The organism is Gluconobacter sp. P1D12_c (genome assembly GCF_018812105.1).
Lineage (GTDB): Bacteria > Pseudomonadota > Alphaproteobacteria > Acetobacterales > Acetobacteraceae > Gluconobacter > Gluconobacter oxydans_A.
In genome coordinates this window covers 1-1,022 of record NZ_JACSIQ010000081.1, presented here as the reverse complement: position 1 = coordinate 1,022, position 1,022 = coordinate 1, and the positions used below count along the sequence as shown (strand labels likewise).

General features: G+C 53.0%; 1 protein-coding gene. It reads right to left on the bottom strand.

The window, feature by feature from the left end:
* Positions 1-240: 240 nt before the first annotated feature.
* A partial coding sequence (locus KP705_RS15630) for a Hint domain-containing protein (RefSeq protein ID WP_252348422.1) occupies positions 241-1,022 on the bottom strand: 782 nt, incomplete at its 5' end.

Below are 1,022 nucleotides of genomic sequence, written 5' to 3'. Positions count from 1 at the left end.
GAGCGGATGTTCAACAAACTCAAGCAGATGCGCCGTATCGCGACGCGCTACGACAAAACCGCCTTGTCCTTCATGAGTTTCCTCAATCTCGCCGCAGCAAAGCTCTGGATCAGATTTTTTGTCAACATGACCTAGTCCCCCGGCTAGCCGAGCCAGAGCAGGCAATCCCTGCTCTGCTCACATCACAGAGCGGATATCAGACCCCTCTCCACCTTAACCCAGCGTTTTGTTGACGCTGGGTTAGTGCCGGGACCCAAGAGGCAAGAGCGCGCTTCCGTTTGTCCAGCGGCACAGGCCGTCCTCGACATTATTCCATCCGGACAGATCGATGTCCTGCAGATGAGATGTCAGGGTCTTCGTCGCGTGTCCCTCGAAAAGCTGGACGTCGCCGACCAGCAGGCCGAGCATACGGCGGTCATCCACGAACGGTCCGACAACATCACACGGGCGGCTTGCATTTGAAACAATCCGAACGTTTTCAACACCAGCCGGAATCATGAACATAATCCGATCATTATTCTTACGGATCGGGCGGAGCGTCGTACCGGTATCTGTGACCAAATGAAGATCGTTCTCCTGCGTCAGGGAGGGAGTATCAGTCATAAGAGGAGAATTGAGGTGAACAGCTCGTGTCTCAATCTGACGGAAGAGGGGTTCGACAAGATCACGGTCTACGGTCAAAGACGCTGCTGCATCCTCCCAGGACAGATTACGGGAAGGTGTCAGAGACACGACCTCTCCAGCCTGCCGAAACGCACCACGATTTCCAGAGTCAAGATAACTCTCAGTCAGCATACCATCCGCCATGATAACTGAATGTTCTTCAGTTTCGATGTGGTAGTAATCGTAAGAGGTTATCGACGTGTCATAGAAGATCGAACGACCATTTACGAGCATACGGGCCGGAACGAATTTTCCATCAAAAAACAGACAGTGCTCGGCTGTGATGAGCATATCCTTGAATGGGACGCCGTCTGATACTGCGTCCTTCAGAATACGGACGGGATAGCCCGCCTGATCCA